Below are 20,215 nucleotides of genomic sequence, written 5' to 3'. Positions count from 1 at the left end.
GTGCGCGTGGCGGGGCGGCGTCCGGCCACCCTGGGGTCCCGCCGGTGGTGGCCGGACGCCGCGGCTCAGGCGACCAGACCCTCGATCGCCGGCTGGTGCGCCAGGCCGAGCGCCGCCTCCACCACCGTCACGAACTCCTCGGCGGCGCGGAGCAGGTCGTCGGCCTCCCGGGCGGTCACCACCCGGGGTATGCCGGCCTCGGCGGCGGCCCGCTTGCCGGCACCGAGGGCGAAGTAGCTGGCCCACTCGTCGAGCTCGGGGGCGACGCTGGCGAGCAGCACCCAGACGCTTGTGATCCGGTGGCGTCGGACGGGCGCGGGACGGGCGCGGGCGGCGAGCACCGCTGCGGCGGCGCGCAGGGCCGCGAGATGGGCGGTGGCGTACCGGAGGCCGTCGGGGCCGGTCCGGGCGGCCTCGGCGAGCCCCTGCCGGGCCACCGCGAGCAACTGGACGGGAGTGCGGTGCGGCAGCACATGCGCGGGCACCGTCGGCGCCTGAGCCGGACTGGTCGGCATGGTCTCTCCTCCAGATGAGCCGGGGCGGGCAGACGCACGACGGAGTCGGATCCGTCGACGCGGAAGCCCGCGGCGGTCGGTGCGGAGGAAGACGCACCAGGTGGGTGGCCGGCCGGGTGCGGAGCTTCCCCACACCACACCCGGCCGGCGTACCGGCGGGTCCGTCGTCCGCCGCCCGGGGGTCGTTGGGCGGCGGACGACGGTCCTGCCTGACGGGCCCGGACTCGCGACTGCCCGGAGCCCAGGTGCGGTCCGCGGCACCGCACCTGTCGGAAGCCGGTGCCGCGAAACACCAGCCCCCGAGAGGGGTTGGAACGAACGTTCGAGGCAATCGAACACTCGTTCTAACTGCTGCTGACAGTACACCCTCCCTCCGACGAAAACGCAACGTGTGACGCGCCGACAACGTCGATCGGATCAGCAGCGTCCCGCGAGACGCCGCAACTCGCGGCTTCAACCGGCCCGGACACCGCGACATGCGGCAACCTGTGCCGCTGTGCCGGTCGCTGCGCGCCGGCTCCCCGGGCGACGTGGCCGGCTGCGCGGACGGTCCGCGTACCGGGAAGAATGGCGGCATGCAGTCACACCCGAACGTCCGGGCGGTGCAGGACGCCCTCGACGCCGCGAACGCCCGGAACGGCTCCGACGCGCCCGCCACGGTCCGCCTGCTGCCCGACGCCGTGCACACCGCCGCGGCCGCCGCCGAGGCGCTCGGCGTCGACGTCGGCGCCATCGCCAACTCGCTCGTCTTCGACGCCGACGGGACCCCGCTGCTGGTGCTCACCTCCGGCGCGCACCGGGTGGACACCGCCGGCCTGGCCACCCGGCTCGCCGTCACCCGGCTGCGCCGGGCCACCCCACAGTTCGTCAAGGAACACACCGGGCAGGTGATCGGCGGGGTCGCCCCGGTGGGTCACCCGCAGCCGCTACGCACGCTCGTCGACACCGCCCTGGACAAGTACGACGAGATCTGGGCCGCCGGCGGCGTACCACAGGCGGTCTTCCCCATCACGTACGCCGAACTGCTGCGGGTCACCGGCGGGACCCCGACCGACGTGGCGTGAACGAGCGAAGCGAGCGAACCATCAGGCACGGCACAGTGGTGCCTCGCGCCGGCGGCGAGCGCAGCGAGGTGGCGGCGTGAGTCGCCCGGAGAGCGTCCCCGAACTGGTCACGCTGCACGTGTGGCGGATCGCGCCGACCGCCGTGGGTCGGGCACTGACCCGGATGGCGGTCGACCCGCGCCGGCTGCGTGCCCTGCCCGGCGTACGGTTCGGCAAGCTGCTCGGCACCGGGACCGGCACCGGCTTCGGGCCCGGCGACGCGGACCTGACCCGCTGGGCGGCGTTGACGGTCTGGGACTCCCCCGCCGCAGCCGCCCGGTTCGCCGACTCGCCGGTGGCGCGGGCCTGGTCCGGTCTCGCCCGCGCGGGCGTCCGACTCGACCTGCGGCCACTGACCAGCCGGGGTGAATGGTCCGGACGGCGGCCGTTCGGTGAGCCCGCCGGCGGCCGGGTCACCGGCCCGGTGCTGGCGCTGACCCGGGCCCGACTACGCCCGACCCGGGCACTCACCTTCTGGCGAGCGGTCCCGCCGGTGGCCGCGGCCCTGCACGCCGCACCCGGGCTGCTGGCCCGCTTCGGCGTCGGCGAGGCGCCGCTGGGCTGGCAGGGCACGGTGAGCGTGTGGCGTGATCCGGCGGATCTCGTGGCGTTCGCGTACCGTCACCCGCAGCACCGGGCCGCGATCACCCGGACGGAGACCCAGCGGTGGTACGCGGAGGAGCTCTTCGCCCGGTTCGAGGTGCGGGACGTGGTCGGCGACCGGACGGTACTGGGGTGGGCCACCGACGACGGTGACCCGGCGAAGGGTGAGCGGGCATGAGGTTGGTGCGGTGGACACCTGACGATCTCCTCCGGCGGCTGGACGACGTGGTGGCCGTCTACGGCGAGGCGATGGGTTACCGCGCCGACCTGCTGGAGGCCCGTCGCGGCTACATCGCCACCCACGTACGCCGGCCCGGCTTCCGCGCCGTGGCCAGCCTCACCAGCTCCGGCCACCTGGCCGGTTTCGGGTACGGCTACGTCGGCGCCGCCGGTCAGTGGTGGCACGACCAGGTCTGGCGGGCACTGGACCAGCCCACCCGGCGGCGCTGGCTGACCGACTGCTTCGAGGTGGTCGAGCTGCACGTGCGGCCACCGGCCCAGGGGCACGGGCTGGGCGCCGGGCAACTGCGCGCCCTGCTCACCATGGCCGAGGGCGCCACCACCCTGCTGTCCACCCCGGAGGCCGACGAACAGACCTCGCGTGCCTGGCGGCTGTACCGCCGGTTCGGCTTCGTCGACGTGCTGCGCAACTTCCGTTTCCCCGGCGACGAGCGCCCGTTCGGGGTGCTCGGCCGGGATCTGCCACTGCCCGTGCCGGGATCGTCACCACAGGCGTCGGTGCCGACCCCACCGCCGGTGCGGTCATGACCGCACGGTCACCGGCCCGCGGTTACGCCTGGACGTTGCTGGCCCTGCTGGTGCTGGCACAGATCTGCTACCCGCTGACCGACGGGGTCACCCGGGCCCGACTGACCGTGGCCACCGTCGTGCTCGGCTACCTGCTCTCGGTCGGTCACGCCCTGGTCAGCCGGGGACCACGGACGGCGGTGGCGCTTGTCGCGGTGGCCACCGGCGGCGGCTTCGCCATCGAGGCGCTCGGCGTGGCCACCGGCTTCCCGTTCGGCAGCTACGACTACTCCGGTCAGCTCGGCCCGAAACTGGCAGGCGTTCCGCTGATCATCCCGCTGGCCTGGACCTGGATGGCCTGGCCGGCCTGGTTGGCGGCCACCCGACTCACCGGCGGGACACCCGGTCGGTGGCGCTGGCCGGGCCGGATCGCGTTGGCCACCGTCGGGTTGGCCGCCTGGGACCTCTTCCTCGACCCGCAGATGGTGGCCGAGGGGCACTGGGTGTGGCGCGATCCCACCCCGGCCCTGCCCGGCCTGCCCGGCATCCCGGTCAGCAACTACCTGGGTTGGCTGCTGTTCGCGGTGCTGATGATGACCGCGCTGCGCCCGCTCGCCGGGCCCGCCGTGGCCAGCACCGGTGACCGCGACCATCCGATGTACGCGCTCTACCTGTGGACGTACGGCTCCAGCGTGCTGGCCCACGCCGTCTTCCTCGACCTGCCCGCCTCGGCGGTGTGGGGCGCGGTCGGCATGGCGGTGGTCGCCGTACCGCTGGCCGTCACCCTGCTGCGGGCCCGGCGCACCCGCGACCGGGACACCGGTTCGCCGCGCTCCCCGGTCGACGTGGCGGCATGACCGTCGCGCTGGTCCTGCTGCTCGGCGTCACCGTGCTGACCGCGCACACAGTGGTGAACGCCGGTCGCTGGCTGCGCCGGCCCGCCGACCGACCGGTGGAGGTCGCCGAGACGGTGGCGGTGCTGCTGCCGCTGCGCGACGAGGCCGACCGGGTCACCCCGTGCCTGCGCGCCCTGCTCGCCCAGCGGGCAGTCCCCGGGCTGCGGATGGTGGTGCTCGACGACGGTTCCACCGACGGCACCGCCGAGGTGGTCCGCGCGGTCGTCGCCGACGACCCCCGGGTCACCCTGCTCACCGGGGTGGCCCCGCCGCCGGGCTGGCTGGGCAAGCCGCACGCCTGCTGGCAGTTGGCCTCAGGCGTCGAGGAGTCGGTCACCGCGTTGGTCTTCGTGGACGCCGACGTGGTGCTCGACCCGTACGCTGTGGCGGCGGCGGTCACCGAACTGCGCGCCGCCGGGGCGACGCTGCTGTCGCCGTACCCACGGATCGTGGTGCGGACGGTGGCCGACCGGCTGGTGCAGCCGTTGTTGCAGTGGTTGTGGCTGACCTTCCTGCCGCTGCGGGCGATGGAGCGTTCGCCGCGGCCGTCGCTGGCCGCGGCCGGCGGACAGTTCCTGGTCGTCGACCGGGCCGGCTACCTGCGGGCGGGCGGGCACGCGGCGGTCGCCGACCGGGTGCTGGAGGACATCGAGCTGGCCCGGGCGGTGAAGCGGGCCGGTGGCCGGATCGCCCTCGCCGACGGCTCCCGACTGGCCAGCTGCCGGATGTACGAGAACTGGCCGCAGCTGCGCGACGGCTACACCAAGTCGTTGTGGGCCTCGTTCGGGCACCCGACCAGCGCGGCCGTGGTGCTGGCCCTGCTGCTGGCGCTCTACACCGCACCACCGCTGGTGGCCGTCGCGGCGCTGGCCGCCGGTGCGCCGATGGTGGCCGGGGTCGCCGGGGGCGCGTACCTGGCGGGGGTGGCCGGGCGGGTGATCAGCGCCCGGGCCACCGGCGGCCGGGCCTGGCCCGACGCGCTGGGCCACCCCGTGTCGGTCGCGGTCCTCGGTTGGCTGACCCTACGGTCGTACCATCTGCGCAAGCGGCGGCGCCTGTCCTGGCGCGGCCGTCCGGTCGGCTAGTGCGGTGTTCAGGGCGTTGACGGTGTCGCGGCGAGGTCCAGGCGGCGATCCGACAAGGCACCAAGGCTGAGGGGACGCGACATGGCGCGGATCGTGGTCGTCGGCGCCGGGGTGGGTGGGCTGGCCACCGCGGCCCGGCTGGCCGTCACCGGACACCAGGTGACCGTCCTCGAACGTGCCGACGAGGTCGGCGGCAAACTCGGACGGCACCGCCGGGACACCCCCGAGGGCCCGTTCCACTTCGACACCGGCCCCAGCCTGCTCACCCTGCCCCAGGTCTTCCACGAGCTGTTCGAAGCGACCGGGGCGAAGCTCGACGAGTACCTCGACCTGGTGCCGCTGGACCCGATCGTGCGGCACGTCTTCCCCGGTGGCGGCCCGGTGCTCGACTCCTGCGCCGACCCGGCCGAGTTCACCGCCCGGATCGGCGCGGCCCTCGGCGACCGGGCCGCCGCCGACTGGCAGCGGCTGTGGCGGCGCGCCGGCCGGGTGTGGCGGGCCTCCGAACGCGACATCCTGCGCCGCCGCGTCGACTCCCCCCGCGACCTGGCCCGGTTGGCCTGGCGGCTGGGCGACCTGGCCGCGATCCGGCCCGGCCAGAGCCTGCGTGGGCTGGGTCGCACCCTGATGTCCGACCCGCGACTGCGGATGCTGCTGGACCGGTACGCCACCTACACCGGCGCCGATCCGCGCCGGGCACCCGCCGCGCTTGTCGCGGTGCCCTACGCCGAGCTGGCCTTCGGCGGCTGGTATCTGCGTGGCGGGCTGGGTACCCTCGCCGACGCGCTGCTGTCGCGCTGCCTGGATCTGGGGGTGGTGGTGCGCACCGGCACCACCGTCAACCGGATCGACGCGGTGGGCGGCCGGGTGCACGGGGTACGCGTCGCCGACTCGGCCACCCCGATCCCGGCCGACGTGGTGGTGGCGAACGTCGACGCGCTAAGCGTCTACCGGGACCTGCTGCCCGACCCGCGCCGGCTGGCCGGGCTCACCGACCGCAGCCTGGCCGGTTTCGTGCTGTTGCTCGGCGTACGCGGCGACTCCGGGCTGGCCCACCACAACGTCTTCTTCCCCGCCGACTACGACGCCGAGTTCGACGCGGTCTTCGGTGATCCGGGACGGGGGAGGCGGGCCCGCCCGGCCGCCGACCCGACGGTCTTCGTCACGGTGGCGAACGACCCGGTCGTCCGCCCGGCCGGGCACGAGGCGTGGTTCGTGCTGGTCAACGCCGCCCGTCAGGGCACCGCTCCGGGATCTGTCGACTGGCGTCGGCCGGGCCTGGCGCAGGCGTACGCCGACCGGATCCTCGACGTGCTGGCCGGACGCGGCGTGGACGTACGCGACCGGCTGGTGTTCCGCGACGTCCGTACCCCGGCCGACCTGGCCAGCGCCACAGGCGCACCGGGCGGCACCATCTACGGCACGGCCGGTGGCCTGCTCCGACCGGCCAACCGGGGACCGGCCCGGGGCCTGTGGCTGGTCGGCGGCTCCAGCCATCCGGGTGGTGGCCTGCCGATGGTGACCCTGTCCGCGCAGATCGTCGCCGACGCGATAGGCCCCGCCTGGTAGGCGACCGGAGGGCTCAGCCCGCGTCGACAAGCGCCCGGCGCACGACTCAGTCCGCGTCGATGAGCGCCCGGCGGACGGCGGAGAGCAACTGGCCGAGCCCGAAGGCGGCGAGCAGCACCCAGACCGCGCTGGCCATGGTGATGGTGCCGGCGGCCAGGTCCGCCTCGATCAGCCCGGACAGGCCGGCCAGCAGCAGCCCCGCCACGGCCACGCAGACCCGGGTGGGTCGCTCCCCTACCGTGACCGCGCCGATCTCCCGCATGCCGGCGGCGACCGCGCGGGCCCGGACGTACTCGTGCAGCCAGGAGAGCGCACCACCCGCGGCGACAAGCGCCCCCGGCGCGCCGACCAGCCAGAACGCCACCAGCCAGGCGGCCTCGCCGAGCCGGTCGGCCAGCGAGTCGTAGACGTAGCCGAGCCGGGTGGTGCGTCCGGTGGCCACGGCCACCGCCCCGTCGACGCTGTCGGCGACCGAGGCGAGCAGCACGAACAGCGCGCCCAGGAACGGCCCGTCGCCCGGCCGGACCGCGAACAGCGGTACGCAGAGGCAGAGCAGCACCCCGACCACCGTCACCGCGGTCGGGCCGACCCGTAGCCGACCCAGCAGGAATCCGAGGTGGTAGGAGAAGCGCAGCCAGCCGCGCACCACCGGCGTGGCGGCCCGGGGATCGAAACCGCCGTGCAGCCGGGCCCACGCCGTGGCGTACTCGTTCCAGTTCAGCTGTCTGCCCACCACGGTTCAACCGTCGCGACAGCGCCGAGGTGTCGCGCGCCGGTGGTCACGTCGCGGCGCCCACCCGCAGGTTCTGCCATATCTCCCGGGTCGCGGTGGACCGGTTGAAGGTGATGAAGTGGATGCCCGGGACCCCCTCGTCGAGCAGCCGGAGGCACATCTCGCTGGTCTGCTCGATGCCGAGGCGGCGGACCGCCTCCGGATCGTCGGCGACCCGCTCGAACCGCGCGGCCAGCGCCGGCGGGAAGGGCGCCCCGGACAGCTGCACGGACCGCTCGATGGTGCCGATCCGGGTCACCGGCATCACCCCGGCCAGGATCGGGGTGTCACAGCCGGCGGCGGCCACCCGGTCGCGCAGCCGAAGATATTCGTCGGCGTCGAAGAACATCTGGGTGATGGCGAAATCAGCACCCGCCCGGCACTTGCGGATGAAGTACTCGGTGTCGGTGTCGACGTCCGGCGAGCGCGGGTGCCGGTAGGGGAAGGCCGCGACACCGACGCTGAAGTCACCGGAGTGACGGACCAGGCGAACGAGATCCTCGGCGTAGAGCACGCCGTCCGGATGCGGGATCCACTCGGCGGTGGGATCGCCCGGCGGGTCCCCGCGTACCACAAGCACGTTGCGCACCCCGACGCCGGCCAGCCGGCCGATCACGTGCCGCAACTCGGCGACGGAATGGTTGACCGCCGTCAGGTGGGCCATCGGCAGCAGGGTGGTCTCGGTGGCGATCCGCTCGGTGACCGCGACAGTGGTGTCCCGGGTCGAGCCGCCGGCACCGTAGGTGATCGAGACGAAGGAGGGGCGCAACGGCTCCAGCTCACGGATGGCCTGCCACAACTGCCGCTCGCCCTGCTCCGTCTTCGGGGGCATGAACTCGAAGGAGAAGGTCGGCTGGCAGTCGCGGACCAGCTCCCCGATCGCCGGTTGCGAGTTCGGGAGGACCGAGGGAAGACCGAGCGCCACGCACCGACTCTAGCGGGCCGGGCCGGACACCCCCACCGGCTTCCCAGCGGTGGGGACGCGTGCCGCCTTCCGGAACTGTCACATCTGCGGGCTAGCGTGCTCACCTGGCGCGGGGCGGCCGAGTCCGCACCTTGGGGGCCGCGCGGGGGTCATCAGCAGACCGGTGCGTACCGGCACCTCCCCGTGCGGGGTGGGTCGGGCCACCGCCACGCCGACCTGCCCGGAGGCCCAGATGTCCCCGATCCCGCCCGGTCGCCCGCCGTTCGGCCCGCTGGTGGCCCGGTCACGACGCGCCCGGGGCTGGAGCCAGTCCCGCCTCGCCGCCGAACTCTGCGCCGCCGCCGGGGTGCCCACGGTGAGCCGGCACGAGATTTCCCGCTGGGAGCGGCAGGTACGCGAGCCGGGGAGCTTCTGGCGTGGCTGGCTGGTCCGGGTCCTCGCGGCACCGGCGGTCCAGCCCGCCGCTCCGGCAGCCCGGCGCACCGGCCCCGCTGCCAGGCCAACCGGCCGCGCCTCGGCCGGCGGGCCCGGCCCGGCGGCCAAATCCGGCACCGCGACCGGGCCCGGCGGGTCGCCGCGCCCGGCACGACGCGCCCCGGCACGGCCGCGACCAGCGGCTGACCCGACGCGCCGGAGGGCGGGTGGGTCGTCGTGGCGCACCTCGACCCATTAGCGTCGGGACGTGACCCATGCTGCTCCCGTCTCCCCCGTCGACCGTGCCAGCCTGCGCCAGCGGGTCGACAAGGCGCTGTCGGACTTTCTCGCCGGCCGCCGCGCCTGGATGACCGATGTCGACGACGCCCTGGTGCCGGTCGCCGAGGCGATCGAGGCATTCGTGCTGGGTGGCGGCAAGCGGCTGCGACCGGCCTTCGCCTACTGGGGCTACCGGGGTGCCGGCGGGGTGGACACCGACCCGGTGGTGACCGCCCTCGCCGCGCTGGAGTTCGTGCAGGCCAGCGCCCTGATCCACGACGACCTGATGGACCGCTCGGACACCCGACGGGGCGAGCCGGCGGTGCACCGACGCTTCGCCACCCGGCACCGCCGCGCCGGTTGGGGTGGCGACCCGGACGGCTTCGGTGACGCCGCGGCGATCCTGCTCGGCGATCTGTGCCTGGTCTGGTCCGACGAGCTGCTGCACTCCGCCGGGCTCGACCCCCGGACGGTGGCCCGCGCCCGGCCGGACTTCGACGAGATGCGTACCGAGGTCACCATCGGGCAGTACCTCGACGTGCTGACCCAGGCCACCGGGGACACTTCACTGGAACGGGCCAGCAAGGTCGCCAGGTACAAGTCGGCCAAGTACACCGTGGAACGGCCGCTGCTGATCGGTGCGGCGCTGGCCGACGCCCCCGCCGACGTACGCATCGCCTACTCGGCGTACGGGTTGCCGTTGGGTGAGGCTTTCCAGTTGCGCGACGATGTGCTTGGCGTCTTCGGCGACCCGGCGCAGACCGGCAAGCCGGCCGGTGACGATCTGCGCGAGGGCAAGCGGACCTACCTGGTGGCGGCGGCCCTGGAGGCGGCCGACGACGCCGGCCGCGCCCTGCTGCTCGGTGGCCTCGGCGACGGGGATCTGGACGCCACCGCGGTGGCCCGGCTGCGGGAGCTGATCGTCGACACCGGTGCGCTGGCCCGTACCGAGCAGCGCATCGTCACGCTCACCGACGCGGCGCTCGCCGCGCTCACCGCCGTCGACCTGGACACCGAGGCCCGACAGGCGCTTGTGGACCTGGCCATCGCCGCCACCCGCCGCGCCGACTGACCCCGGTAGCCCGACGCCCCCGGGGCCCGCGGCCCGCCCACCACCCGGCGCCCGCTCACCAGCCTGCGGCCCGCTCACCAGCCCGTGGCCCGGGCGCGGCGCGGGGCAGCGTCAGACGTCCGGCTAGCGTCAGACGTCCGGCTCGTGACCCCCGGCAGGTGGCCCGCGTCAGAAGCCCAGTGCCTGGGCGCGGCGCTTGACCTCACGGGCCTGGTCGCCGCCGAGGGCGACCGCGGGGGTACCACCGGTCAACGTGTCGTCGGGCTCGTAGAGCCAGCGCAGCGCGGCCTCGTCGTCGTAACCGGCGTCGGCCAGCAGGGTGAGCACGCCCGGCAGGTGCTTGAGCACGGTGCGGTTGGCCACCAGGTCGGCCGGGATCCGGCGGACACCGTCGCGGCGCACCGCGATCAGCTCCCGGTCCCGGATCATCTGGTGGACCTTGCTGATCGGCAGGTCGAGCCGCTCGGCGACGTCCGGCAGGGTCAGCCAGCCCGCCGCGTCGGCGGGACCGGCCAGGGGCGCGGCGCCCTCAGCGGGTACGGAATCGGTCACGCGCAACACCCTGCCACGCCACCCCCATCTCCGGTCAACGGCCTCCCGGCGACCACCCTGAGCAGGGGCGACCGTCACCCTGCGCGCGCGCCGGACCCGCCGACGGACGCCGGCCGGTAGCATCCTGTTCAACCTTCATCCCCCCGACACATAGACTGCCTGCTGATGGACACACAGGTCGCCGACACGTTGCTGGGCTCGCTGATCGACGGGCGCTACCGCATTCGCGGTCGCGTGGCCCGTGGCGGCATGGCGACCGTGTACACCGCCACTGACGAGCGGCTCGAACGCACCGTCGCCGTCAAGATCATTCACTCGACCCAGGGGTCACCCGGTCAGGCCGGTCGATCCAGCTTCGTCGACAGGTTCACCGACGAGGCCAAGACGATCGCCCGGCTCACCCACCCCAACGTGGTGGCGGTCTACGACCAGGGCACCCACGCCGGCCGGCCGTACCTGGTCATGGAGTACGTCCGCGGCCGCACCCTGCGCGAGGTGCTGGCCGAGCGGCGCCGGCTCAACCCGGACGAGGCGCTGGCCATCACCGAGCAGATGCTCGCGGCCATCGGCGCCGCCCACCGGGCCGGTCTGGTGCACCGGGATGTGAAACCGGAGAATGTGCTGGTCGCCGAGGCGCCCAGCGGCGGTCCGGCCAACCTCGTCGACAGCGTGGTCAAGGTGGCCGACTTCGGTTTGGCCCGAGCCGTCGAGGCGAGCACCGACCACGACAGCGGCAACCAGTTGATGGCCACCGTGGCGTACGTCGCTCCGGAGCTGGTGACCGACGGCCGGGCCGACGCCCGCACCGATGTCTACTCGACGGGCATCGTGCTGTTCGAGATGCTCACCGGCCGGGTGCCCTACGACGGTGACCGGCCGATCGACATCGCCTGGCAGCACGTCGACCGGGACGTCCCCGCACCGTCGACGCTGGTGCCCGGCCTGCCCAGGGTGCTCGACGACCTGGTCGCCCGCGCCACCCGCCGCGACCCGACGGCCCGCCCCGGCGACGCCGGCACGCTGCTGACCGAGGTGCAGGTGGCCCGGGACGGTCTGGGTAGTCCGAACAGCCACACCGCCCGGATCGCCCCGGTGACCGACGGCCCGGCGGCCATGTCCCAACCGACGATGATGGTCGCGCCCGTACGTCCGCCTGACCGACCGACCTGGGCCCGGCTGCCGGAGGGTGGCCCACCCACTCGCGGTCGCCGTCGGGCGACGTCCGGCGGCGACGACGATCTGCGTACCCGACTGGCCGGACTGGGTGCCCGGCTGACCGGCCAGGGTGGCGGCCGGCTCGCCGTCGCGGCCGTGGTCGTCGTGCTCGGGTTGGTGGCCGCGCTCGGTGGCTGGTGGTTCGGGGTCGGCCGGTACACCACCGCACCGGAGCTGGTGAGCATGAGCAAGGCCGAGGCGGAGGCGCAGGCCTCCCAGGCGGGCTTCGACGTGGTCTACGCCGATCCGCGGTACGACGACCAGATCCCCCGTGACGGTGTGCTGGGCCAGGAGCCCGCGTCGTCCGCCCGGATCCTCAAGGGCGGCACCATCACCCTCACCCTGTCGCTCGGGCCGGAGCGCTTCGAGCTGCCGGACGTGGTCGGCAAGGACTTCGCGCTGGCCGAGGCCGACCTGCTCAGCGCCCAGCTCGAGGTGACCAAGGGCACCGCCCGGTACGACGACAGCCTGCCGGAGGGCATCGTGGTGGCCACCGACCCGAAGGCGGGCGAGGAGGTCAAGCCGGGCGATGAGATCACCGTCATCCTCAGCAAGGGCCGGGCCCCGATCACCGTGCCGAACCTGGTCGGCAAGAACCTCAACGACGCCCGTAACCAGATCGCGCAGCTCGGACTGGTGCTTGTGGAGCCGACGCGCAAAGAGTCCGACAAGCCGCGTGACGAGGTGATCGGGCAGAGCCCGGCCGCTGGCGGCGGCGTGGAAAAGGGTGCCCAGATCCGGCTGGAGGTCAGCGAGGGCCCGCCGCTGGTGACCGTGCCGCGCGTCGTCGACCTGCCGTGTCAGCAGGCCAAGCAGGTGCTGGAGAGCCAGGGCTTCCCGGTGGCGGTGCAGTTCAACCCGAACGCCGTCACCCGGTTCCAGAACCCGAACGAGAACGCCCAGGTCGCCCCGGGGACGCAGATCACCATCGGGTGCTTCTGATGTCCGCCCCGGATCCAGGCCGCCGGCCGATCGGTTCACACACGCCCACCTCGGGTGGGCTGGCGAAGGCGGCCCTGCCGTACGTCGACGCGGCCGGCTCCGAGGTGGCGCAGGTCTACGTCGGCAACTCCCGGGGCTGGGCGATGCCGGCCGGTGATCCGGTGCAGGACGCGTTGTTCCGGGACGGCTGCGCCGAACGTGGCGTCGCCGTCTACATCCACGCGTCGCTTCTGGTCAACCTGGGTTCCCCTACCGCGGCGACAGTCGAGCGGTCGACCCAGACCCTGGCGCACGCGCTGCGCCGCGGTGCCGCGATAGGCGCCCGTGGGGTGGTGTTCCACGCCGGCAGCGCGGTGGACGCCGGGCACGCCGACGCGGCCATGCGGCAGGTACGCGAATCGCTGCTGCCGCTGCTCGACTCGGCCGCCGACGCGGGCGGGCCGATGCTGCTGGTCGAGCCGAGTGCCGGAGGCGGCCGGTCGCTGGCCTGCCGGGTGGAGCAGCTCGGGCCGTACCTCGACGCGGTGGACCGGCACCCATGGCTCGGGGTCTGCTTCGACACCTGTCACGCCTGGGCCGCCGGGCACGACCTGGCCGCCGAGGGCGGGATGACCGCCACGCTGGACGCCCTGGTGGCCACCGTCGGGGCGGACCGGCTACGACTGGTACACGCGAACGACTCGAAGGATCTGTGCGGTTCCACCCGGGACCGCCACGAGAACATCGGCAAGGGCATGATCGGCGAACCAGCCTTCGCCGAGCTGATGCGTCACCCCGCCACCCTCGGCGTCCCGACCCTCGTCGAAACCCCCACCGAACGCCACGAGGGCCACGCCGCCGACATAACCACCCTCCGCCGCCTCCTCCCCTCCGCCTAACTCCCCTACCCCCGACCCTCGGCCCCGTTGATCATGAGGTTGGCGGCGATCTCGATCTCTGCGAGTGCCGCCAACCTCATGATCAACACGGGGTCCAGGGTCCGGGGTGGGGTGGGTGAGTTAGTGGCGGAAGATGTGGGTGAGGGTGGTGGCGGCGTGGTCGACCTCGGCGTCGGTGACGTCGAGGTGGGTGACCAGGCGGGCGGTGCGAGGGCCGAGCACCGAGATCAGTACGCCCTCGGCGCGGGCGGCGGCGGCCAACGCGGGCGCGTCCAGCGGGGCCTTGGTCAGGTCCAGCGGAACGATGTTTGTGCGTACCGTGGTGGCCAGCACCCCGAACGGGGCGATCGCCTCCGCCAACCGGGCCGCCTTGGCGTGGTCGGCCGCCAACCGGTCGATGTGATGGGTCAGAGCGTGCCGGCCGGCGGCAGCCAGAATGCCGGCCTGGCGCATCCCACCGCCCATCCGCTTACGGATCACCCGGGCCCGCTCGATCCTGTCGGCCGCGCCGACGACAAGTGAGCCCACCGGCGCGCCGAGCCCCTTGGACAGGCACACCGACAGGGTGTCGAACAACGCGCCATAGGTCGCGAGTGGCACCCCGTCGGCGACGTGGGCGTGCCAGATCCGAGCACCGTCGCAGTGCAGCGCCACCTGCCCGGCGTCCGCGATCCTGCGCAGCTCCCGCAGCGTGTCGAGGGGAATCACCCCGCCGCCGCCACGATTGTGGGTCTGCTCCACCGCGATCGCCCGGGTGGGCACCGCCCAGTAACCGTCGGGACGGATCATGCCGGCGACCACGTCGGGGTCGAGCTGGGCGCCCACCGGGGGCCAGGTTCGCGAGGTGACCCCACCGTACGCGGCGGCGGCCCCCATCTCGTACGTGACCACGTGCGCGTCGGCGTCGCAGAGCAGCTCCGCGCCGGGCGGCACCAGCAGTTGCAGGGCGATCTGGTTGGCCATCGACCCGCTCGGGCAGAACAGTGCCGCCTCGTGCCCGAACATCGCCGCGACCTCGACCTCCAGGGCTTTGACCGTCGGGTCCTCGCCGTAGACGTCGTCGCCCACCTCGGCGTCGGCCATGGCCCGCCGCATGGCCGCGGTGGGCCGGGTCACCGTGTCCGACCGCAGGTCGATCAGATCAGCCACGGAGCCGCCTCACGGCCGCCGACTGCGGGGCTCGCAAGCTCACTCCTCGCGTCAGCCACAGTCATCCCTCCGGCCGCCGACTGCGGGGCTCGCAAGCTCACTCCTCGCGTCAGCCACGGAGCATCTCCGCGACGAGGAACGCCAGCTCCAGCGACTGCTGGGTGTTCAGGCGGGGGTCACAGGCGGTCTCGTAGCGGTCGGGCAGGTCGAGGTCGGCGATGCCCTGGGCACCCCCGAGGCACTCGGTGACGTCCTCACCGGTCAGCTCGACGTGCAGGCCGCCGGGGTGGGTGTCCAGGCCACGGTGCACCTCGAAATAGCCCAGCACCTCGTCGACGATCCGGTCGAAGTGACGCGTCTTGTAGCCGTTCGACGACTCGTGGGTGTTGCCGTGCATCGGGTCGCACTGCCACACCACCTTGGCTCCGGCGGCGGTCACCTTGGCCACGATCGGCGGCAGCGCGTCCCGGACCTTGTGGTTGCCCATCCGGCTGATCAGGGTGAGCCGGCCGGGGATGTTGTCCGGGTTGAGCTTCTCGCACAGCTCGATCGCCTCGTCCGGAGTGGTGGTCGGGCCGAGCTTGACCCCGATCGGATTGGCGATGCGGGAGATGAAGTCGATGTGCGCGCCGTCGATCTGCCGGGTGCGCTCACCGATCCACAGGAAGTGCCCGGAAAGCCCGTACGGCCGGCCGCCGGAGACCCGGGTCAGGGCCCGGTCGTACTCCAGCGCGAGGGCCTCGTGCGAGCAGTACAGGGTGACCGTGCGCAACGCCTCGTCGTCGGTCATCCCGCAGGCGCGAATGAACGCGAGGGCCCGGTCGATCTCCCGGGCGATCGCCTCGTACCGCTCCCCGGCCGGGGAGTTGCGCACGAAGCCCTTGTTCCAGTCGTGCACCGCGTGCAGGTCGGCCAGTCCGCCGGCCAGGTAGGCGCGCAGCATGTTCATGGCGGCGGCCGAGTTCGCGTACGCCCTGATCATGCGCTGCGGGTCGGCGACCCGCGCCTCCGGCGTGGTCTCCAGCGAGTTGATCATGTCGCCGCGGTAGGCCGGCAGCCCCCGGGCGTCGGTCGGCAGCGACCGGGGCTTGGTGTACTGCCCGGCCACCCGGGCCACCTTCACCACCGGCAACGACGCGCCATAGGTCAGCACGATGGCCATCTGCAACAGCGTGCGGGCGTTGGCCAGCAGGTGGCTCTCGGTGTTGTCGGCGAAGGTCTCCGCGCAGTCACCGCCCTGGAGCAGGAACGCCTTGCCCTCGCAGACCAGCGCCAGACGCTGGCGCAACTGGTCGACCTCGTACGGGGCGACCACCGACGGCACGGTGTCGAGCACCTTGCAGACCTCGGCGACCTGGGCCTCGTCGGGCCAGGGTGGGGTCTGGGCGCGCGGCAACTCCCGCCAGCGGTCCAGGCCGAGAGCCTCGTCCTCGGCGGAGTCGACGGTCGGGCGGCTGGTCTGCAGCACCGGGCTGCCCACCGCCGGATGACTCAACTGATGCCACTCATGGCGCATGGTATTCAGCGTACGGCGACCAGCCGGGTGGGCGACCGGCGAGGGGCCGGGTTCCGGCAGATGGACGATCCTCGACGGTGGCGCAGGTCAGGGCGTGGGTGCCGGGGCCGGGCTGTTCGCGCCGGGTCGCTCGTCGGAGATGCACCAGTCGAGCCCGTCGCGGGTGACGGTGAACAACAGCGGACGGGTCGCCTTCTTCTTGCCGACGGTCACCGTGACGGCGGCGCTCACCTCCTGCCCGGACGGACCGGGTCGGATGTCGGTGATCTCGGACTTCGACACCTTGAAGTGGTCGGCGAAGTCGCCGTTGGGCTCGGTGGCGGCGGCGTCGAACGCGTCGTGCAGCACCGCGCAGAGCTGGCTGCGACCGGCCGCCACGTCCTTGGCCGCCATCGCGTCGAGGTACGCCTGGACCCGCTCGCGGGACTTCAGCATGGCCTCCTCGGCCGGCGCGCGTCCGGGCTGCTCCGCCTCGGTTTCACCACCGACGAGCCCGCAGCCGACCAGGGCGAAGGGCAGGATGGCGAGCAGCGCGGCGGTGCTCGCCGGACGCCGGTACGTGACCCGCATCGTCACCTCCCTCGATGGCGGACATCGAGACACGGTCGAGCGGCGAGTCTGTCACACCGCCGGCCGGGCACGGAGATCGGCCCCGGGCACGCCGGACGGGGAGGGGCCGGTGCGGGGCCCCTCCCCGTCGTGTGGGTGTTGCGTCGGCCGTCGGCTCAGCCGAGGCCGCCCTTGATGGCGCCGATCAGCTCACCGTTGCTGGTGTCACCGGAGAGCTCCCAGAAGAAGGCACCACCGAGGCCCTGGTTCTTGGCGTACGTCATCTTGCCGCCGATGGTCGACGGGGTGTCGTAGCTCCACCAGTTGCTGCCGCACTTGGCGTAGGCCGTACCGGCGACGGTGCCGGTGGCCGGGCAGGTGTTCTTGAGCACCTTGTAGTCCTCGATGCCCTGCTCGTAGGTGCCGGGCGCCGGTCCGGTCGCGGTACCGCCCGGCGCGGTCTGGGTGACGCCGGTCCAGCCACGGCCGTAGAAGCCGATGCCGAGCAGCAGCTTGTTGGCCGGGATGCCCTTGCTCTTGAGCTTCTGGATCGCCGCGTCGGACCAGAAGCCCTGCTGCGGGATGCCGGAGTACGAGTACAGCGGCGAGTGCGGGGCGGTCGGGCCCTGCGCGTTGAAGGCGCCGAAGTAGTCGTACGTCATCGGCATGATCCAGTTCAGGTGCGTGGCGGCACCGGCGTAGTCGGTAGCGTCGATCTTGCCGCCGTTGCTGCCGTCAGCGGTGATCGCGGCGGTGACCAGGTTGGCCGAGCCGAACCGGGTGCGCAGCGCGCTGGCCACGTTCTTGAACGCGTTCGGGCCGCTGGCGTCACAGGTCAGGCCGCAGGCGTTGGGATACTCCCAGTCGATGTCGATGCCGTCGAAGACGTCCGCCCAACGCGGGTCCTCGACCAGGTTGTAGCAGCTCTCGGCGAAGGCGGTCGGGTTCTGCGCGGCCTGGGTGAAGCCGCCGGACCAGGTCCAGCCACCGAACGACCAGATCACCTTGAGGTGCGGGTACATCTTCTTGAGCTTGCGCAGCTGGTTGAAGCTGCCGCGCAGCGGCTGGTCCCAGGAGTCGGCGACGCCGTCGACGCTCTCCGCCGCGGTGTACGCCTTCTCGTAGTCGGCGTAGCTGTCACCGATGGTGCACCGGCCGCCCGTGGTGTTGCCGAAGGCGTACAGGATGTGGGTCAGCTTCGACGCCGAGCCGCTGGTGTGGATGTTCCTGACGTGGTAGTTGCGGGCGTAGACGCCCCACTGGGCGAAGTAGCCGACCACCTTCTGCGCGCCCGGGTTCGGCGGCGTGGTGGTCGGGGGCGTGGTGGTCGGCGGGGTGGTCGTGGGCGGCGTCGTGGTGGGCGGCGTCGTGGTGGGCGGTGCGGTGGTGGTCGGCGGGGTGGTGCCGCCGCCGCATGGCGCGCCGTTGATCGTGCAGTTCAGCGGCGCCCGGTACGCGCCGGTGCCGTTGTAGCCCCAGCTGAAGGAGGCGCCCGGGGCCAGCGCACCGGCCCAGCTCTTCTTGACCGCCACATAGCGGTTGCCGTTGCGGGTGACGTCGGCGTCCCAGGAGCTGCTGATGCTGGTGCCCGACGGCAGCTCGAACTCGATGCGCCAGGTGCTGACGCTGGCGTCCGAACCGTTGGTGATGGTGACCCGCGTCTCGTGACCGGTCCCCCAGTCCGACACCCGGGTGAACGAGGTGGTCACGCTTCCGGCGCCGAACGCCGAGGCCATCGGGACCGTGGCGACGGTCACCGCGACCACGGCGCCGACCCAGAGGGCTCGGCGAAGCGATCTTCTCATGTGGCGTCTCCAAACAGTTAGGAAACTTTCCAAAAGGATGAGGAGACGCTACTCACACGCCACCACTTCGTCAAGATGTCCATGTATCGATTGGGCCCAGGGGGCCAGATTGACTCCCACTCACATCACCGCCGGCCAATGCTCGGGTACCGATCGGTAACTTCCCCGCCACCCGCATCGCCCGCGATCTCGATCCCGGCGGTAGCCTCCGGGCATGACCGTCTTCGACATCCCGATCGGTGCGCTCGCCGGTGGCCCGGCCGACCTCGCGCAGTACCGCGGACGCGCCCTGCTGATCGTCAACGTCGCCTCCCGCTGCGGCCTCACCCCGCAGTACGCCGGCCTGCAGACCCTTCAGGACGAATACGCCGATCGAGGGCTGACGGTGCTCGGCGTGCCGTGCAACCAGTTCGCCGGCCAGGAGCCGGGCACGGCTGCGGAGATCAGCGAGTTCTGCCAGGTCAATTACGGGGTGACCTTCCCGATCACGGAGAAGGTCGACGTCAACGGCCCCGACCGCCACCCCCTCTACACGGCCCTGGTGGACACCGCCGACGCCGACGGTCACACCGGTGACGTCCGCTGGAACTTCGAGAAGTTCCTCGTCGCTCCCGACGGCACCGTCGCCGCCCGCTTCTCCCCCACCGTCACCCCCGACGACCCCGACCTCCGCACCGCCATCGACAAAACCCTCCCCACCTGACCACCCCACCCCCGCCCCGCCTCGCCCCACGAACGCCTCGTCGATCTTGCAGTTTTGGTCGCCGTTTCATGGCTTTCGCACACTTTCGGGTCGACAGAAACTGCATGATCGACGAGCCGGTGGGTGCTACCGCGGGGCGGGGTAGGTTCGGGTGGAGAGGAAGGGGTGGGTATGGCGACTGTGGGGTTGATCGGGAGCGGGCACATCGGAGGGACGCTGGCGCGGCTGGCCGTGAACGCCGGCTACGACGTGGTGTTGAGCAACTCACGCGGTCCGGAGACCCTGACCGGCCTGGTCGAGGAGTTGGGGCCGCAGGCGAGCGCGGGCACCGTCGATGCCGCCGCCCGCGCCGGTGACCTGGTGGTGGTCACCATTCCGCTCAAGTCGTACCGGGCCGTGCCGGCCGAGCCGCTGGCCGGCAAGGTCGTCATCGACACCAACAACTACTACCCGCAGCGGGACGGCCAGTTCCCCGAGTTGGACGAGGGCAGCGTCACCAGCAGCCAGCTGCTGCAACGTCACCTGCCGCAGTCCCGGGTGGTGAAGGCGTTCAACAACATCTTCTTCAAGCACCTGCTCACCCTGGCCCGACCTGGCGACGCCGCCGACCGCAGCGCGCTGCCGATCGCCGGTGACGACGCCGAGGCCAAGGCCACGGTGACCGCCTTCCTGGATCGGATCGGCTACGACGCGGTGGACGCGGGCACGCTTGCCGACAGCTGGCGCTTCCAGCCGGACACCCCGGCGTACGGCGTCATCTATTCCGCCGATCCGTCGGACGCGGAGCGCGGAGCCCCGGCCGGCGCGGGCATCCTGCGCTCCGCCCTCGCGGACGCCGGCTGACCGGCCGCACCCCCTACGCCGGCCCCGCGGATGCGCCCGGGGCTCACCCTCGGCTCAGCGCGGCTCATCGGTGCCGACGCCCA

General features: G+C 72.8%; 19 protein-coding genes and 1 pseudogene. 12 read left to right on the top strand and 8 right to left on the bottom strand.

The window, feature by feature from the left end; translation table 11 throughout:
- Positions 1-65: 65 nt before the first annotated feature.
- Positions 66-515 (bottom strand): SAV_6107 family HEPN domain-containing protein, encoded by a 450-nt coding sequence (locus AB0I71_RS19370; RefSeq protein ID WP_357586422.1) that lies wholly within the window; start codon positions 513-515, stop codon positions 66-68.
- Positions 516-1,090: 575 nt separating this feature from the next.
- Here AB0I71_RS19370 and AB0I71_RS19365 point away from each other — a divergent pair.
- The 6 genes and pseudogenes from AB0I71_RS19365 to crtI form a co-directional block, all read left to right on the top strand.
- Complete coding sequence (locus AB0I71_RS19365; RefSeq protein WP_357586494.1) at positions 1,091-1,579, top strand: YbaK/EbsC family protein; 489 nt, start codon at positions 1,091-1,093, stop codon at positions 1,577-1,579.
- Between the two features lie 76 nt (positions 1,580-1,655).
- Complete coding sequence (locus AB0I71_RS19360; RefSeq protein WP_357586420.1) at positions 1,656-2,399, top strand: monooxygenase; 744 nt, start codon at positions 1,656-1,658, stop codon at positions 2,397-2,399.
- On the top strand, positions 2,396-2,989 hold the full coding sequence (locus AB0I71_RS19355) for a GNAT family N-acetyltransferase (protein ID WP_357586418.1): 594 nt from the start codon (positions 2,396-2,398) through the stop codon (positions 2,987-2,989). The genes AB0I71_RS19360 and AB0I71_RS19355 overlap by 4 nt, the downstream gene beginning before the upstream one ends.
- Positions 2,986-3,825 (top strand): carotenoid biosynthesis protein, encoded by an 840-nt coding sequence (locus tag AB0I71_RS19350; RefSeq protein ID WP_357586416.1) that lies wholly within the window; start codon positions 2,986-2,988, stop codon positions 3,823-3,825. Before AB0I71_RS19355 ends, AB0I71_RS19350 begins: the two co-directional genes overlap by 4 nt.
- Positions 3,822-4,949, top strand: a complete 1,128-nt coding sequence (locus AB0I71_RS19345; protein ID WP_357586414.1) for a glycosyltransferase family 2 protein — start codon at positions 3,822-3,824, stop codon at positions 4,947-4,949. Before AB0I71_RS19350 ends, AB0I71_RS19345 begins: the two co-directional genes overlap by 4 nt.
- A 39-nt stretch (positions 4,950-4,988) precedes the next feature.
- Positions 4,989-6,518, top strand: a pseudogene (gene crtI, locus AB0I71_RS19340) (phytoene desaturase family protein); the annotation flags it as partial.
- A gap of 46 nt (positions 6,519-6,564) precedes the next feature.
- On the opposite strand, the gene AB0I71_RS19335 reads toward crtI, so the two are convergent.
- Entirely contained in the window at positions 6,565-7,254 is a 690-nt protein-coding gene (locus AB0I71_RS19335) for a CDP-alcohol phosphatidyltransferase family protein (RefSeq protein ID WP_357586412.1), read from the bottom strand.
- Positions 7,255-7,297: 43 nt separating this feature from the next.
- The gene (gene metF / locus AB0I71_RS19330; protein ID WP_357586410.1) at positions 7,298-8,215 is read right to left on the bottom strand and encodes a methylenetetrahydrofolate reductase [NAD(P)H]; all 918 of its coding nucleotides are present in this window, start codon (positions 8,213-8,215) and stop codon (positions 7,298-7,300) included.
- Between the two features lie 163 nt (positions 8,216-8,378).
- Here metF and AB0I71_RS19325 point away from each other — a divergent pair, with 163 nt between their 5' ends.
- Positions 8,379-8,888, top strand: coding sequence for a helix-turn-helix transcriptional regulator (locus AB0I71_RS19325; protein WP_357586408.1), 510 nt, complete (start codon positions 8,379-8,381; stop codon positions 8,886-8,888).
- A gap of 9 nt (positions 8,889-8,897) precedes the next feature.
- On the top strand, positions 8,898-9,980 hold the full coding sequence (locus AB0I71_RS19320) for a polyprenyl synthetase family protein (protein WP_357586406.1): 1,083 nt from the start codon (positions 8,898-8,900) through the stop codon (positions 9,978-9,980).
- A 168-nt stretch (positions 9,981-10,148) separates the two neighbouring features.
- Here AB0I71_RS19320 and AB0I71_RS19315 read toward each other — a convergent pair whose 3' ends face one another.
- A complete protein-coding gene (locus tag AB0I71_RS19315) occupies positions 10,149-10,532 on the bottom strand; it encodes an Rv2175c family DNA-binding protein (protein ID WP_357586404.1) in 384 nt (127 codons plus the stop codon).
- 165 nt (positions 10,533-10,697) lie between these two features.
- Here AB0I71_RS19315 and pknB point away from each other — a divergent pair, with 165 nt between their 5' ends.
- Together pknB and AB0I71_RS19305 are read left to right on the top strand one after the other, a co-directional pair.
- On the top strand, positions 10,698-12,689 hold the full coding sequence (gene pknB / locus AB0I71_RS19310) for a Stk1 family PASTA domain-containing Ser/Thr kinase (RefSeq protein ID WP_357586402.1): 1,992 nt from the start codon (positions 10,698-10,700) through the stop codon (positions 12,687-12,689).
- On the top strand, positions 12,689-13,567 hold the full coding sequence (locus AB0I71_RS19305) for a deoxyribonuclease IV (protein WP_357586400.1): 879 nt from the start codon (positions 12,689-12,691) through the stop codon (positions 13,565-13,567). The genes pknB and AB0I71_RS19305 overlap by 1 nt, the downstream gene beginning before the upstream one ends.
- Before the next feature lie 120 nt (positions 13,568-13,687).
- Here AB0I71_RS19305 and AB0I71_RS19300 read toward each other — a convergent pair whose 3' ends face one another.
- The 4 genes from AB0I71_RS19300 to AB0I71_RS19285 all read right to left on the bottom strand — a co-directional run bounded on the left by AB0I71_RS19300 (position 13,688) and on the right by AB0I71_RS19285 (position 18,586).
- Entirely contained in the window at positions 13,688-14,716 is a 1,029-nt protein-coding gene (locus AB0I71_RS19300; RefSeq protein ID WP_357586398.1) for a GntG family PLP-dependent aldolase, read from the bottom strand.
- Between the two features lie 109 nt (positions 14,717-14,825).
- Positions 14,826-16,232 carry a class II 3-deoxy-7-phosphoheptulonate synthase gene (locus AB0I71_RS19295; protein ID WP_357586396.1) on the bottom strand — a complete coding sequence of 469 codons (1,407 nt, stop codon included), beginning with the start codon at positions 16,230-16,232 and terminating at the stop codon, positions 14,826-14,828.
- A gap of 87 nt (positions 16,233-16,319) precedes the next feature.
- Positions 16,320-16,802 (bottom strand): hypothetical protein, encoded by a 483-nt coding sequence (locus tag AB0I71_RS19290; protein ID WP_357586394.1) that lies wholly within the window; start codon positions 16,800-16,802, stop codon positions 16,320-16,322.
- A 155-nt stretch (positions 16,803-16,957) separates the two neighbouring features.
- Positions 16,958-18,586: a glycosyl hydrolase family 18 protein gene (locus AB0I71_RS19285; protein ID WP_357586392.1), complete on the bottom strand. Its 1,629-nt coding sequence runs from the start codon at positions 18,584-18,586 to the stop codon at positions 16,958-16,960.
- Between the two features lie 214 nt (positions 18,587-18,800).
- Between AB0I71_RS19285 and AB0I71_RS19280 the strand changes: the two genes are divergently transcribed.
- Both AB0I71_RS19280 and AB0I71_RS19275 read left to right on the top strand, forming a co-directional pair.
- Complete coding sequence (locus AB0I71_RS19280) at positions 18,801-19,289, top strand: glutathione peroxidase (RefSeq protein ID WP_357586390.1); 489 nt, start codon at positions 18,801-18,803, stop codon at positions 19,287-19,289.
- Between the two features lie 171 nt (positions 19,290-19,460).
- Positions 19,461-20,132 (top strand): NADPH-dependent F420 reductase, encoded by a 672-nt coding sequence (locus AB0I71_RS19275; RefSeq protein ID WP_357586388.1) that lies wholly within the window; start codon positions 19,461-19,463, stop codon positions 20,130-20,132.
- The last annotated feature ends 83 nt before the right edge of the window (positions 20,133-20,215 follow it).

Origin of the sequence: Micromonospora sp. NPDC049891, from assembly GCF_040660295.1 — a bacterium.
In the GTDB taxonomy this organism is placed as follows: Bacteria; Actinomycetota; Actinomycetes; order Mycobacteriales; family Micromonosporaceae; genus Micromonospora.
Note: the sequence above shows the minus strand (reverse complement) of the source record. Positions and strands in the feature narration are given on the sequence as shown.

What these genes read in the sequence shown, in the direction of transcription:
- AB0I71_RS19370 (WP_357586422.1), bottom strand. Translation starts at nt 515, where the DNA reads ATGCCGACCAGTCCGGCTCAGGCGCCGACGGTGCCCGCGCATGTGCTG.
- AB0I71_RS19365 (WP_357586494.1), top strand. Translation starts at nt 1,091, where the DNA reads ATGCAGTCACACCCGAACGTCCGGGCGGTGCAGGACGCCCTCGACGCC.
- AB0I71_RS19355 (WP_357586418.1), top strand. Translation starts at nt 2,396, where the DNA reads ATGAGGTTGGTGCGGTGGACACCTGACGATCTCCTCCGGCGGCTGGAC.
- AB0I71_RS19350 (WP_357586416.1), top strand. Translation starts at nt 2,986, where the DNA reads ATGACCGCACGGTCACCGGCCCGCGGTTACGCCTGGACGTTGCTGGCC.
- AB0I71_RS19345 (WP_357586414.1), top strand. Translation starts at nt 3,822, where the DNA reads ATGACCGTCGCGCTGGTCCTGCTGCTCGGCGTCACCGTGCTGACCGCG.
- pknB (WP_357586402.1), top strand. Translation starts at nt 10,698, where the DNA reads ATGGACACACAGGTCGCCGACACGTTGCTGGGCTCGCTGATCGACGGG.
- AB0I71_RS19305 (WP_357586400.1), top strand. Translation starts at nt 12,689, where the DNA reads ATGTCCGCCCCGGATCCAGGCCGCCGGCCGATCGGTTCACACACGCCC.
- AB0I71_RS19295 (WP_357586396.1), bottom strand. Translation starts at nt 16,232, where the DNA reads ATGCGCCATGAGTGGCATCAGTTGAGTCATCCGGCGGTGGGCAGCCCG.
- AB0I71_RS19290 (WP_357586394.1), bottom strand. Translation starts at nt 16,802, where the DNA reads ATGCGGGTCACGTACCGGCGTCCGGCGAGCACCGCCGCGCTGCTCGCC.
- AB0I71_RS19285 (WP_357586392.1), bottom strand. Translation starts at nt 18,586, where the DNA reads ATGAGAAGATCGCTTCGCCGAGCCCTCTGGGTCGGCGCCGTGGTCGCG.
- AB0I71_RS19280 (WP_357586390.1), top strand. Translation starts at nt 18,801, where the DNA reads ATGACCGTCTTCGACATCCCGATCGGTGCGCTCGCCGGTGGCCCGGCC.
- AB0I71_RS19275 (WP_357586388.1), top strand. Translation starts at nt 19,461, where the DNA reads ATGGCGACTGTGGGGTTGATCGGGAGCGGGCACATCGGAGGGACGCTG.